The organism is Thermococcus atlanticus (genome assembly GCF_054657855.1).
In genome coordinates this window covers 480,015-491,554 of record NZ_BAAHXX010000001.1, presented here as the reverse complement: position 1 = coordinate 491,554, position 11,540 = coordinate 480,015, and the positions used below count along the sequence as shown (strand labels likewise).

Annotated in this window: 15 protein-coding genes; 8 read left to right on the top strand and 7 right to left on the bottom strand. The window is 50.0% G+C overall.

The annotated features are described in order from the left end of the window. Positions 1-35 precede the first annotated feature (35 nt). Genes ACYQ27_RS02610 through ACYQ27_RS02595 form a run of 4 tightly spaced genes read right to left on the bottom strand, consistent with a single transcriptional unit; the run spans position 36 to position 2,657 of the window. Positions 36-386, bottom strand: coding sequence for a CopG family transcriptional regulator (locus ACYQ27_RS02610; protein ID WP_456397150.1), 351 nt, complete (start codon positions 384-386; stop codon positions 36-38). Continuing rightward, the gene (locus ACYQ27_RS02605; RefSeq protein WP_456454032.1) at positions 373-1,143 is read right to left on the bottom strand and encodes a ParA family protein; all 771 of its coding nucleotides are present in this window, start codon (positions 1,141-1,143) and stop codon (positions 373-375) included. Before ACYQ27_RS02605 ends, ACYQ27_RS02610 begins: the two co-directional genes overlap by 14 nt. A gap of 37 nt (positions 1,144-1,180) precedes the next feature. Beyond that, positions 1,181-2,413: a cell division protein FtsZ gene (gene ftsZ, locus ACYQ27_RS02600; protein ID WP_456397154.1), complete on the bottom strand. Its 1,233-nt coding sequence runs from the start codon at positions 2,411-2,413 to the stop codon at positions 1,181-1,183. Between the two features lie 52 nt (positions 2,414-2,465). Further along, the gene (locus ACYQ27_RS02595) at positions 2,466-2,657 is read right to left on the bottom strand and encodes a ribbon-helix-helix domain-containing protein (RefSeq protein WP_456397156.1); all 192 of its coding nucleotides are present in this window, start codon (positions 2,655-2,657) and stop codon (positions 2,466-2,468) included. A gap of 209 nt (positions 2,658-2,866) precedes the next feature. On the opposite strand from ACYQ27_RS02595, the gene cgi121 reads away from it, so the two are divergent. From cgi121 to ACYQ27_RS02570, 5 genes are all read left to right on the top strand, one after another. Beyond that, positions 2,867-3,280 carry a KEOPS complex subunit Cgi121 gene (cgi121, locus tag ACYQ27_RS02590; RefSeq protein ID WP_456397158.1) on the top strand — a complete coding sequence of 138 codons (414 nt, stop codon included), beginning with the start codon at positions 2,867-2,869 and terminating at the stop codon, positions 3,278-3,280. Between the two features lie 83 nt (positions 3,281-3,363). Next, positions 3,364-4,542 (top strand): aminotransferase class I/II-fold pyridoxal phosphate-dependent enzyme, encoded by a 1,179-nt coding sequence (locus ACYQ27_RS02585; RefSeq protein ID WP_456454055.1) that lies wholly within the window; start codon positions 3,364-3,366, stop codon positions 4,540-4,542. A 13-nt stretch (positions 4,543-4,555) separates the two neighbouring features. Next, positions 4,556-4,819, top strand: a complete 264-nt coding sequence (locus ACYQ27_RS02580; RefSeq protein WP_456454057.1) for a TMEM165/GDT1 family protein — start codon at positions 4,556-4,558, stop codon at positions 4,817-4,819. Between the two features lie 13 nt (positions 4,820-4,832). Beyond that, positions 4,833-6,032, top strand: a complete 1,200-nt coding sequence (locus ACYQ27_RS02575) for an MFS transporter (protein ID WP_456397162.1) — start codon at positions 4,833-4,835, stop codon at positions 6,030-6,032. Further along, complete coding sequence (locus ACYQ27_RS02570) at positions 6,029-6,361, top strand: hypothetical protein (protein WP_456454033.1); 333 nt, start codon at positions 6,029-6,031, stop codon at positions 6,359-6,361. Before ACYQ27_RS02575 ends, ACYQ27_RS02570 begins: the two co-directional genes overlap by 4 nt. Before the next feature lie 64 nt (positions 6,362-6,425). Here ACYQ27_RS02570 and ACYQ27_RS02565 read toward each other — a convergent pair whose 3' ends face one another. After that, positions 6,426-8,336, bottom strand: coding sequence for a S16 family serine protease (locus ACYQ27_RS02565; protein ID WP_460040950.1), 1,911 nt, complete (start codon positions 8,334-8,336; stop codon positions 6,426-6,428). 128 nt (positions 8,337-8,464) lie between these two features. Between ACYQ27_RS02565 and ACYQ27_RS02560 the strand changes: the two genes are divergently transcribed. Genes ACYQ27_RS02560 through ACYQ27_RS02550 form a run of 3 tightly spaced genes read left to right on the top strand, consistent with a single transcriptional unit; the run spans position 8,465 to position 10,752 of the window. Next, positions 8,465-9,010: a universal stress protein gene (locus ACYQ27_RS02560; protein WP_460040949.1), complete on the top strand. Its 546-nt coding sequence runs from the start codon at positions 8,465-8,467 to the stop codon at positions 9,008-9,010. An 11-nt stretch (positions 9,011-9,021) separates the two neighbouring features. Beyond that, complete coding sequence (locus tag ACYQ27_RS02555) at positions 9,022-10,299, top strand: ArsB/NhaD family transporter (protein WP_460040948.1); 1,278 nt, start codon at positions 9,022-9,024, stop codon at positions 10,297-10,299. 3 nt (positions 10,300-10,302) lie between these two features. After that, the gene (locus ACYQ27_RS02550) at positions 10,303-10,752 is read left to right on the top strand and encodes a universal stress protein (protein WP_456397171.1); all 450 of its coding nucleotides are present in this window, start codon (positions 10,303-10,305) and stop codon (positions 10,750-10,752) included. On the opposite strand, the gene ACYQ27_RS02545 is transcribed toward ACYQ27_RS02550, so the two are convergent. Further along, positions 10,749-11,018 carry a hypothetical protein gene (locus tag ACYQ27_RS02545; RefSeq protein WP_456397172.1) on the bottom strand — a complete coding sequence of 90 codons (270 nt, stop codon included), beginning with the start codon at positions 11,016-11,018 and terminating at the stop codon, positions 10,749-10,751. The two genes, ACYQ27_RS02550 and ACYQ27_RS02545, sit on opposite strands and share 4 nt — an antisense overlap. Then, positions 11,011-11,526 (bottom strand): winged helix-turn-helix transcriptional regulator, encoded by a 516-nt coding sequence (locus ACYQ27_RS02540; RefSeq protein WP_456397173.1) that lies wholly within the window; start codon positions 11,524-11,526, stop codon positions 11,011-11,013. Before ACYQ27_RS02540 ends, ACYQ27_RS02545 begins: the two co-directional genes overlap by 8 nt. Positions 11,527-11,540 lie beyond the last annotated feature (14 nt).

Sequence of the window (11,540 nt, the reverse complement as noted above, 5' to 3'; positions counted from 1 at the left end):
ACCGGAAGCATAACCCCGATTTGAGCGGATTAGGTTTAAATCCTGAGCTTTGATATGTGCTCCCTCAGGAACTCCGGATCCTCCCTTCTGACAACGCTCATAAGCTCGTCAAAGTTCTTTTCCCCGATGGCCTTTTTAAGGTAGTAATAGAGATTCACCGCGTCCTCAACAATTGTGCTCTGCCTTCTTCCCTCATCCCCGTAGAGTTCAATGAGCTTTCTGTTCATGTCGAGGCTTATATACAGCGTTTTCTGCTTCTTGATCTTCTTCATGTCCTCCTTCTTTTCACCTTTCTTTTTTGAAGGCCTTGTGAGCTCATTAACGGAGCCATCAAAAAGTTTGGGGATTTTATCCTTCTTACCCTTATCCCTATTATCCCTCGACAATTCCTACCACCTCTCTGGCGAGCTTGGCAAACGCCTTAGCGGCCCTACCATCACCCTCAAATTCAAATATGCTAACACCCTGTGACTGCGCCTTCTCAAGGGCTATTGACTTCGGGATTGTCGTGAGCAGGGGTGCATCGGGATACGTCTCCCTGAGCTCCCTGAGTCTGAGTGCTGGCACCTTCGTCTGCCTCGTGAATTTGTTGGGAACAAGCCCGAGGAGGGAGAGGTGCTCATTGGTCTCCTCGCGTATCATTCTCATCAGGTTAAACATGAGCTGCATCCCTATGACTCCAAAGTAGCTGAGCTCCAGGGGAATCAGCACATAATCCGATGTCGTCAGCGAATTGACGAGGAAAATACCCATGCTCGGAGGATTGTCTATGAGAACATAGTCATAGTCCGGCAGAACCGGCGTTATCGCCTTTTCCAGCCGCCGCTCCCTGTTGTATGCGTTTATTATCTCTATCTCCTTCGCCGAGAGGTTCAGGTGGGAGGGAACCAGATGAAGGTTTTTCCTGACCTCGACTATGGCGTCCTCAACGCTGCTCTCCCTCGTCATTATAGTCCCCACATTGTTTTCAGCATAATTCAGCACATCCATGCCTATGAGCCCGAAGGTCAGGTTGAACTGTGGATCAATATCAACCAGAAGAACCTTTTTACCCATCTGGGAGAGGGCAAACCCCAGGTTCAGCGCCAGGGTTGTTTTACCCACCCCGCCCTTTTGATTGGCTATGCTGATAACCCTTGCCATGCTATCACCTGACGGAGCTTAAAAGAGTAAAGGAAGATCAGGTCAGGTCCACAAAATCGCCCAGGACACGGCTGATTTCGGGTGAAAGCTTTCTTTTTCCTTCTCTGCTGCCGCTGACCGTCCTGAATATTGCGTCAAAGTCATTTTTCTTTCCGAGGAGCGGCTTTTCCAGCTCGGGCATTACTATTTTCTCCCCTGTTTGAAGGGCATTCTCCCCGCCGAGGATGTGCGGGGAATCCACACCCGTCATTATCACCATTGCCCTGACGACCTTACCCATGTCCTCATCGATCCTCGCACCCCATTTGATTTCGGATTTAGCGCCGAGCTTTTCGTAGACCAGATCCATAGCCGCGCTTATTTCGCCCAGGCTAACATCAGGCCCGACCGTGAAGTGAACCAGAGCTTTATCACCGCTGCCGAACTTGACATCGAGCATTTTGTTTTCAAGGGCGTTCTTCACGGCCTCGACGGTCTTGTTCGTGGAGTCGCTCTCCCCTATTCCAATTAACGCGGCACCCCCGTCCTTCATGACACTATAAACATCCGCAAAATCGATGTTAACCATCGACGGGAGCTTTATGGTCTCCGTTATCCCCTTAACCATCCTGGCTATAATCTCATCCGCAAATCTGAACGCCGCTGATATCGGCAGCTTGGGAACGAGCTTGAGGAGCTTGTCGTTTTCAATTATGACCACCGTGTCCGAGTAGTAGAGCAGGGCCTTTATACCAGCTTTAGCCTTCTCTATCCTGACAGTCCCCTCATTCCTGAAGGGAAACGTAACAACACTTATGACCAGAGGCTCCCTGAATCTGCCGTTATGCCTTGCACGCTCCTTTACAACCTTTGCAACCACCGGTGCAGCCCCGGTTCCGGTCCCGTTGCCCATCCCTGCCGTTATGAAAACCAGGTCAGCATCTCCTATTACCTCGGATATCTCATGGGCACTCGCTTCAGCAGCCCTGTAGCCGATTTCGGGATTTCCTCCCGAGCCTTTCCCCTGTGTTATCTCCCTCCCGAGGAGGAGCTTTTTATGGGCCTTGGTCCTTGCCAGGTGCTGGGCATCGGTGTTCATGGCTATCAGCTCGGCTCCCTGAACCCCGAGTTCATAGAGCCTTGTTATGGTGTTGTTTCCAGAACCGCCCACGCCAACTATCGCGATTTTTATCAGGCCCTCAACGCTTTCATCGAACAGTGCATTCCTTGATCTGGGCTCGTCGTCCAGATCGAGCTTTATACCAGCCTGCTCAAGCAGTTTAAATACCATCTACCCGACCCCCAGTAAATATTCATCTCGGCAAATATCTGATTCAAGCCTCTTATTTCAGGATGTATTCAGGAGTTGAGCGTTCTTCAGTTTCAAGGGCATAGAGCTCCTTCTTTAACAGCTCCCTCACAGCTTCTCTTATGACCTCACTTCTGCTCGGATATACCCCCTTTTTAACAAGCTGATCCATGGCGTTTATGAGCCCCTGGGGAAGCTGTACGCTGATTATTTTCATCCTGCTCATAGATGTACCACCCAATCCATGAAGAGGCTAATATAATCATGTGCTTTAATTAGTTAAATACTTTTTGCTGTCATCTTAATATTATAATATTATAAAACCCAAAAAAATTTTGGAAATTAGATTAATAATCAAAAAATTTAAAATGTTTAAAAATACCTGCTGGAGAAGGTTTAAATGAGCTAACCGCATATCACCTGAGGGTGGACTTTATGAAGGTTATAGAAACAGAGAATCACAGGCTGTGCATTGCCAGAATTCAGGTTGATGATGCAGGGAAGATGGTATCACGAATCGGCAGGGGACTCCAGATTGTGAATGCCGAATGCTGGAAGCATGTTGTATTTGCAGTAATCCTGGCATTAAGGGCATTTGAGAGGGGAACCAACCACGCCAGAACGGTAAACGGTGAAATCCTGCTCAGACTTGCCGGCACGCTTCAGATAGCTGAAGCCATCAGGGAGTATGGGGCACGGCCAGGGGAAAACTTTGCCGTTGCATACGGGGACAGATGTGAGGAGAGGCTGATGGAATTGCTGAATGCCGAAGAGCTGCCCCTAGGAGAATGCAGGGATGAAAACCTGAAAAGTCTTTTCGAAAGGGCAGCTTTGGTTGAAGTTTTGTAGTCACACGGCGGGTTTTTCTATATAATTTTCCAGATAACTTTATAAGAGCTTTCTTTCACCCTTAAATGCCCGGGGTGATGCTCATGAGATATAGAAAACGTAAATATTTCCTTGCAGGAAGAATAAATCTGATACAGCGCTCAAAAATCAGGGAGCTTTTTGAAAAAGCCTCGAAAATGGAAAACGTCATTTCCCTTGGGATAGGGGAACCGGATTTTAACACACCGGATGTCATAGTGGAAGCTGCCAAAAAAGCCCTCGATGAAGGCTACACCCACTACACCCCAAATGCGGGAATACCGGAGGTCAGGGAGGCCATTTCTGAGTATTACAGGGAATTTTACAAAACGGATGTCCCCTCAAACAACATCATAGTCACCGCAGGTGCCTATGAGGCCACATATCTCGCATTTGAAAGCCTCCTGGAAAAGGGTGATGACGTCATAATTCCGGACCCGGCTTTTGTGTCATATGTTGAAGACGCAAAGATAGCCGAGGCGGGAATAATCAGAATTCCTCTCAGGGAGGAGAACGGCTTCCAGATAGACCCTGATGAGCTTGTCGACCTCATAACCAAAAGAACCAGAATGATAGTCATCAACTATCCGAACAACCCAACAGGCGCTGTTTTGAGCAAGGAAACCGTAAAGGCCATCGCGGACATAGCGGAGGACTACAACATATACATCCTCAGCGATGAACCCTACGAGCACTTCCTCTATGATGGGGCCCGACATTACCCCATGATAAAATATGCTCCTGACAATACCGTTCTCGCCAACAGCTTTTCAAAGACCTTTGCCATGACAGGCTGGCGCCTTGGATTTGCAATAGCTCCGGAACAGATCATAAAGGACATGATAAAGCTCCACGCATACGTCATAGGCAACGTCACCTCCTTCGTTCAGGTGGCAGCCATAACAGCCCTGCGGGACGAAAGGAGCTGGGAGGCTGTTCATCAGATGAGGAAGACCTACAACGAGAGGAGAAAGCTCGTCCTCAAATACCTCAGGGACATGCCTCACATGGATGCATTTGAACCCAAGGGAGCTTTCTACATATTCGCAAGGATTGATCCAGAACTCGACATGAGCAGCGAGGATTTTGCAAACTGGCTCCTTGAAAAGGCGGGGGTTGTCGTGATTCCGGGGACCGCGTTTGGCAAGGCCGGAGAAGGATACGTCAGGATAAGCTATGCAACCAGCAGGGAAAGGCTGATAGATGCTATGGAAAGGATGAGAAGGGCGCTCTCAGAAATCTGACGGTGAGATGGGAATGGAGGAGCTCTTTGCCATCTTTGCTGCAATTTTTCTCGCCGAGCTTGGAGACAAGACCCAGATTGCCACAATGGCATTTGCCTCCAAATACGGGTGGAAAACCGCATTTTTTGGCGCAATTCTGGGACTGGCTGCGGTTAATATAATAGGGGCACTTGCCGGGGAGAAAATGGGGGACGTGCTCCCCCTCTCCCTGATTCACAAGATTGCAGGAGCAATTTTCATTATTTTTGGAGTGCTTATGATCGCTGGAAAACTCTGAAGGAGGGAATTAAATGGATAAAAGATGGATTACCGTCTTCCTTGACATGTTTGTGGTCGCTGCGGGATTCGGAACGATGCACATGCTGGAAAAATTCAAAGGACTTGTAATCCAGCACTACGGAATAAATGGCTCCGCACTCAGCTATCAGCAGGATGCGTTTGTTATAGGCCTTTTCGTCGCGTTCCTCCTCGGTGGAACCGGGATATTCAAGGGCTCCTTCAAGAAGAGCGTGGCGCTTATAGTTAGCTTTGCCGCCATACCCCAGTTCATACTGCCCTTCGTCGGCAGCTGGTGGATTGTCGTGGCCCTCAGGTTCTTCCAGGGATTCATAGTTGCACTGATAGCAGTGTTCAGCACCCAGGTTGCAAGGCTGTTCCTTGCAGAAAGACCCTTTGCCAAAGGTATAATCCTCTCAGGGATATTCTGGGGGGGTCTTTACGGGATAACATTCGCAAGGCTGTTTGTCCCGGCAGGTTCAGACTGGTCTGCAGTGGAGAGGGTGTTTCTGATTTCAGCGGGAATTATGTACCTCGCCCTTGCCCTCTGGTGGCTTGTGGTTGAGGACTTTGAAATACCCCACGAGGAGAAGGGGGGCTCGGGCGTCAGCGTGTGGAAGTTTCCGTTCACGTGGGTCTTCGGCTTCACGTTCTTTCCGGCCCTCTGGATAATCTTCACCCTCGGCTCCTTTACACTTCATCACGTGAATTTCACCGACTCCCAGGTCGCCAACCTTGTAACCGCCTTAGAAATCTCCATGGCACTGTGGTCAATAATCATGGGATATCTCGGCTACCGTCTTTCAGTTAAGAATCCATCCCACAGAGGGCTCTTCAGGGCAATAGTGAGCGTTATGATAACCTCGTATGCGATAGCATTCATAGGGCTCTTCATAGTGTGGAAGGGAATCTCCTCCGGCCAGTATATCATGGCTCTCATCGGCCTGGCCATCACGGGGATAGTGCAGGGAACGGGGCCTGCCTTCTGGACGACAGCTCCCGCAGCGTATCCGAAGGAGATTTACCCGAAGGCCAGCTTTGCACTTGGACTCCTCTCCAACAGCGCCAATGCGGTGGCGCCGAATGTAATGTTCATACTGGTATCAAGCGTGAGCGCCGGCATGGTAATATTTCTCGGAGTAGCCCTGCTCGGGATAATCCTGCTGCTCGTATCCCTGAAAATGAAGCTCCCCGTGGAGGAGCTGGGAGAATGAGGGTGAATGCAAAGACAACCGTGCTGGTGTCCCTAGGTTTTCTTTCCTTTTATTTCCTCGGCCTGGCAGTCCTGAGCATAAAAGAGCCTCTGATGCTCGGGGGCTTTACCGTAATCAGCATCCTCCATCTCGGGTTTGCCGTAGGGATAAAAAAAGGATACGAGGCCGTGATTGCTTTCTCGCCATATATAGCGCTGCTGGATTTTCTCTTCGGCCTTCTCTGGATCATGCTGGGTCTATCCATGCCCGCAGTTACCCTGACCCTCATCTCGGCGCTCCTGCTCTTTGCCCTCCTGGATGAGGACGTTAGAGCGGAGCTTAGAGATTGAATTGGGATTAGGATTGAATTTTAGGGGGTTTAAAGTTCAATAATAAGGTAAAAAGACAAAAGAATCAGCGTCTTCTGAAGAGGAGCGGAATCATCGCAAGGGCCACTATCACTGCAGGCCCGCAGACCGAGCCCGAACTTTTCGATGTGCTCGTCGTGTTTGCCGGCTCCCTGGATGTTGTGCTGCTCTCATTTCCCGGGATTGCAATCTGGGGAACTGAGCTGGTTATATTCTCTATGATTTTGGGGGCATTCACCTGTGTGAGGAACATGGTTGCCGTTTCCCTGGCATACTGGTAGAATATCATTGCGGTTTCGAGATCCTGAATATCGCCCTTCTTCTCATAGCTCTCGGCAAACTCGTAGTATGCAATGGCCAGAACGGGGTAGACGCCCTTGCTCTGGGCCATCGCTATCGCAACCTTTGCCGAGTCCTTCATCCGCTGGAGCTTGTTCTGGAGGATGGTCTGGTTGTCTATCCCTATCGTGTCCAGAATAACCTCAGACCTTATTCTCGCCTCCATTGCCGTGAAGAGAGCGGCCGAGTATTTGCCATCCTCATAGTACTGCTCTGCATTGTTCAGCTTGTCCAGCAGGTCATTTCCAAGTATATTCCCGAACATTGACTCTATGTACGTTACCACGAGCTTCGTGTTGTCTATGTACTCTCTGGCCGTGTCCCTGATCACCTCCCTGCTTATCTCGCTCCCGGTGGCATATCTTTCCCCGAGTTTTGCCCAGAAAACGGCTGTTTTTGCCCGCTCATAGGCAAACGCAGCGTTGCTCACAGCATCCCAGTAGTCATTCTGGTAGTAGTACTTCCTGGCATCCTTGAGCAGGCTCTTCGCTTCCTCTATCCTCTCCTCAGCGGCCGCTATGGCCTGCAGCATTGTGGTTCCCTTTATTGTGAGGTTTGATATGAACGCCTCATCGGCTTTGATTTCGGAATCCACCTGATTCAGCAGCTTTTCCATGTCTCCCCCCTGGCTGACGCTTAGAAGCCACTGCACATGTCTTATGGCGATTCTCGCCTGAAAGTCCTTGCTCAGCGTTGTGTAGTACATGCCCTGATCAAGGCTTGCTTTTGATTCGTTCAGAATTGAGCTGGCATCGTTGAGGGCAGCTTGGAGTGTCGTGTATGTGTCATAGCTAACGCTGCTGTCCTTGAGCTCCTTCTCCACCTCATCGTAATAAGCGGTGGTGTTTTTATAGTCATCCTCGGCATCTTTCTTGAGGAAAGAGGTCTCTATCCTGATGTTCTCGGGAACCCTCGGCCTCTCTATCCTGTGACCCGTGAAGTAAAAGACCGCATCATAAATGTCCCCTATCTCCTTGACTTCCAGCCCCCATCTCTCCTTCGCATACTTCGCAACATCCACCCTCTTGCTCGTGGTCGTTATCTGGATTATTCCTCCGATTTCTTTCTTTTTGGTCTGCTGAACCATCTGAATCCTCTGTCCCTCAGGGATTAGGAAGAGGGTTGCTCCAACGCTGTGTGCAGCTGAGGCCTTTTCAAGTATCCCACCAACAGGCCCGATTGTGCCGTCCGGGTTTATCATTCCGGTCATCATAACCTTCGGGTTGACCTTCCACCCCTTCAGGGCAGCGATAATGCCGACGGTCATTGTGCCGCCGGCGGAAGGCCCGCCTATTATAGGGGAATCAGCCTTTATCTGGATAAACACATCATATTTGCTCATATCAACCCCAAGGACCTTTCCTGCCACTTCCGCCGCAAGTCTTGCGGAGGCCTGCATGTCGACTTCAGCGAGCGGCCATGTCTCCACGTAGACGTGACCTGTACCCGGGGCCACTGTGATGACGAAATCCGTGGCAACTCCAACCAGCTCACCCGTTGATGTTTTTGAGACCGCAGGGGCCTTCATGACAACCGTATGTCCCTCAGCAGGACACTGTGCCGCTGCAAGCGGAGAGAGCAGGAGCAGCACAAAGAACAATGGTATCAGCTTTTTCACCTCTCCCACCTCCAGAAAACCTCTCCCTTAACCCTTAATAAATCTCTTGTGGTTCATCTTTCTAATCCAGGGAATTTTTAGATAACTTTTAAAAGCTCCTCACCCAATTGACAACACTGGGGATACCGATGAGCATCTTCTTAACTATAATCAACCGGAAATTCAAGAATATCGCCGGTACCCGATACGAGAGGATTCTGAAGAACTACAAAGAGTTTTTCCTGACGGAAGAAGAGCTTTCGCTCCCAGTGATAAAATCCATCCTCATGCCTGTAGACAGGAGCACCAGGAATGTTCCTGAGGAAATTTACGAAGTTCTCTCGGCCTGTGAAGATGCTGAGGTCACAGTGGTTTATATAATGAGTGAAGATGCATGTGCCCTGATAAGACAAACCCTGGGGGATGAGGCCAGCAGGGAATTCCGGCAGAAGGAAGAGGAAGCCGGCCGGGAACTGCTGGAGAGAATTGCCCGATCCCTCGAAGACTCGGGGCTTAAGGTACGTACGAGGATGTTTTTCGGGAACAAAAGTGAGGACGTCATAAGGCTCTCCAGGGAAAGGGATCTCCTGGTCATTCCCAGGCTTTATGGTTCCGAAATAACAAAAACACGTTCAATAAGCCCTGTCGTGATGAAAATCGTGCACCATGTTGATATCCCTGTGATAGTATATTAGGGGGCTTAAATATGGATCAGGCTAGCATAGCAATAGCAATATTCCTGTTTACCTATGCCCTGATAATGAGCGAAAGGATCCACAGAGCCGTCGCAGCACTCCTCGGAGCTTCCCTGCTCCTTATGCTGAAGATCGTCCCGTGGGAAAATGTCCCGGACTACCTTGACCTTGACACGCTGCTCCTTCTCACGGGCATGATGATTATAGTGAACACGGCTAAAAAAAGCGGCCTCTTTGAGTACATAGCAATAAAAACCGCAAAGATGGCGCGGGGGAATCCAATAAGGGTTCTGCTGCTCTTTTCATTTGTGACTGCTCTGGTTAGTTCCTTCCTCGACAACGTCACAACCGTCCTCCTCCTGACCCCCATGCTCCTCTATGTTACCAGACTGATGGAGCTCGACCCCGTCCCCTTTCTCCTTGCGGAGATTTTTGCCTCAAACATAGGGGGAACCGCAACCCTGATAGGGGATCCCCCAAACATAATGATAGGCTCTGCCGCGGGGCTCACGTTCAACGACTTCCTCATGAATATGGCCCCGATAGCCCTCGTAGACCTTCTCCTTGCCTTCGTGTTTATCTATCTCTTCTACAGGGGAGAGCTAAAGGTATCCCCTGAAAAGGAGGAAAAGCTTGGCTCAATACTCAACAGAATGGACGAAAAAGGAGCAATAAAAGACCTGAGGCTTTTTGAAAAGTCCGTGACTGTTATAATGCTCGTCGTTGTTCTCTTCTTCGTCCACGACAGGCTGAACATTGAGCCTGCAGTTGTTGCAATGTTCGGGGCGTCGGTTCTCCTTGTATGGTCCAAGGAAAGCCCTGAGGAGGTTTTTGAAAAGATTGAATGGCCTGCACTGTTCTTCTTCGGGGGTCTCTTCATCGTGGTCGGGGGGCTCGTCCAGACGGGTGTTATTGAAGGTATTGCCGAAAAGCTGGTTGATTATGTGCACACCGATGCGCAGGCCCTCCTGCTGATAACATGGTTTTCAGCATTCTCCTCCGCCATAGTCGATAACATACCCCTGACCGCCACGATGATACCCCTGATAAAGGCCATGGGGGCATTCTTCAATAACCGTCCTCTCTGGTGGGCCCTGAGCCTGGGGGCATGCCTGGGCGGCAACGGCACGGCAATAGGGGCTTCAGCGAATGTTGTTGTTATAGGAATTGCGGAGAGGGAAAGAATAAAAATAAGCTTCATGGACTTTTTAAAGGTTGGAATGATAATCATGGTGCTCACGGTTGGCGCCGGAGCGGCGATACTCTGGATCAGGTATATGGGGGTGTGAGATATGAAAATTCTGGTTCTGGTCGACGGTTCAAAATGGAGCCAGAAAGCGGCCCTTCACGCCATAGCCCTCGCCAGAAAAAATAAATCAAAGGTCATCCTCTTTTCGGTTCTTGACAGAAAGGAGGCCAAGGCCATAGCCTTCAGCATGACCATGAGAAGCGACAAGCTTGAGGAGATGGAGAGGTTCGAGGAGCAGGTATGGAGGGAAATGAAGAAGAGCGTTAAGGAAATAATGGCAGATATGCTCAACTTCTGCCACAGACAGGGGGTTAACTGCTCCATAAAGATAACCGAAGGAAACGCCAAGGAAAAGATTCTCAGCGAGGCCAACAGCGGCGAATACTCCCTCGTGGTCATGGGGGCCTACGGTAAGAGCGGAAAAACGAGGATAGGGAGCCTTTTGGAGGATGTTGTGGGCCTCATAAAGCCCCCCACGATGATAGTGCGCTAGCGCTCCCTTGTTATGGCAAGGAAAAACGCCGAGAGTATCAGAATCTCAAACACAGCCACCGTTGCATCCAGAACCTCCCGCTCCACCGATGTGAGGAGATAAAAGCTCTCAACAACCTTCTTGAGCGCAAAGAGCATGAACGCTATCAGCAGGTAAAGGGCGCTCCTGAGATGGCTCCTGCGGTATGCCACCCACGATATAAATGCCAGAACCACGGATATTGCAAGGACTATCAGGCTGAGCACCAGATTTAAACCCTCAAGCATCCTCCGCACCCCCCAGTTCCACAAGCATGTCGACGAGCTGTTCAGCCCACCTCTCCCATATCTTCGGCCTGTATTCCCGGATGATTCTCATCATGGTATCAACATCACAGTTGAGCGAATAGATAACCTTCCTCCCCTCTTTCCTGCTCTTCACAACCCCAAGCTTGAGTAGCTCCTTCATGTGGTGGTTTACAGTGGCCTGCGTTAGCCCCAGATTTTCAGCAAGCTCGCTCTGGTTCTTCTCTCCCCTCGCAAGGAGCAGCATTATCTTACGTCTCGTCTCGGTTGATATTGCTATCAGCATTCTCTGATACTCCCCCTCCATGTCCCTCGGAAACAGATACCTCCGTCCGCCCATTTTCCTCGAAAATATTTCGCCGCTTTTCTCCAGCCTGTACAGATGATACTGAAGGTCGCCAATGCCGAGATTGAGCTCTTCAGCGAGCTTTCTAAAGCTCACCCCTGGATGCTTCCTGATATGCTCAAGCACTCTCTCCCGGGTATCCATGCTACCACAACACC

Excerpts from the sequence above, each read along its gene's own strand:
- ACYQ27_RS02605 (WP_456454032.1), bottom strand. The coding sequence starts at position 1,143 with ATGGCAAGGGTTATCAGCATAGCCAATCAAAAGGGCGGGGTGGGTAAA.
- ftsZ (WP_456397154.1), bottom strand. The coding sequence starts at position 2,413 with ATGGTATTTAAACTGCTTGAGCAGGCTGGTATAAAGCTCGATCTGGAC.
- ACYQ27_RS02595 (WP_456397156.1), bottom strand. The coding sequence starts at position 2,657 with ATGAGCAGGATGAAAATAATCAGCGTACAGCTTCCCCAGGGGCTCATA.
- cgi121 (WP_456397158.1), top strand. The coding sequence starts at position 2,867 with ATGAAGGTTATAGAAACAGAGAATCACAGGCTGTGCATTGCCAGAATT.
- ACYQ27_RS02585 (WP_456454055.1), top strand. The coding sequence starts at position 3,364 with ATGAGATATAGAAAACGTAAATATTTCCTTGCAGGAAGAATAAATCTG.
- ACYQ27_RS02580 (WP_456454057.1), top strand. The coding sequence starts at position 4,556 with ATGGAGGAGCTCTTTGCCATCTTTGCTGCAATTTTTCTCGCCGAGCTT.
- ACYQ27_RS02575 (WP_456397162.1), top strand. The coding sequence starts at position 4,833 with ATGGATAAAAGATGGATTACCGTCTTCCTTGACATGTTTGTGGTCGCT.
- ACYQ27_RS02570 (WP_456454033.1), top strand. The coding sequence starts at position 6,029 with ATGAGGGTGAATGCAAAGACAACCGTGCTGGTGTCCCTAGGTTTTCTT.
- ACYQ27_RS02560 (WP_460040949.1), top strand. The coding sequence starts at position 8,465 with ATGAGCATCTTCTTAACTATAATCAACCGGAAATTCAAGAATATCGCC.
- ACYQ27_RS02555 (WP_460040948.1), top strand. The coding sequence starts at position 9,022 with ATGGATCAGGCTAGCATAGCAATAGCAATATTCCTGTTTACCTATGCC.
- ACYQ27_RS02550 (WP_456397171.1), top strand. The coding sequence starts at position 10,303 with ATGAAAATTCTGGTTCTGGTCGACGGTTCAAAATGGAGCCAGAAAGCG.
- ACYQ27_RS02545 (WP_456397172.1), bottom strand. The coding sequence starts at position 11,018 with ATGCTTGAGGGTTTAAATCTGGTGCTCAGCCTGATAGTCCTTGCAATA.
- ACYQ27_RS02540 (WP_456397173.1), bottom strand. The coding sequence starts at position 11,526 with ATGGATACCCGGGAGAGAGTGCTTGAGCATATCAGGAAGCATCCAGGG.